Source organism: Marinobacter sp. SBS5, assembly GCF_048285575.1.
Taxonomy (GTDB): domain Bacteria; phylum Pseudomonadota; class Gammaproteobacteria; order Pseudomonadales; family Oleiphilaceae; genus Marinobacter.
In genome coordinates, this window is record NZ_JBLWAZ010000019.1 from 1 (window position 1) to 246 (window position 246).

The 246-nt window shown below is 54.9% G+C and carries 1 protein-coding gene; it reads left to right on the top strand.

The features are described from left to right. Nucleotides 1-42: 42 nt before the first annotated feature. The coding region (locus ACNQ6O_RS15775; protein ID WP_418054127.1) for a CoA-binding protein at nt 43-246 on the top strand (204 nt) is incomplete at its 3' end.

Sequence of the window (246 nt, forward strand, 5' to 3'; positions counted from 1 at the left end):
TCCTTTTGTGACCACGCCACCGCGACTTCAAGGAGACCACTCGTGCCCATTGAGAACAATCAAGGCATTCGCGACATTCTAGCCAGCATCTGCACCACCGCCTTGGTGGGTGCCAGTGACAAAAACAGCCGCCCGTCCCACAAAGTGATGGAGTACCTGCAACAAAAGGGCTATCGAATAATCCCGGTCAAACCGCGGCTTGAAGGTAAGCAGTTGCTCGGCGAAACGGTGGACGCAGAACTAGCA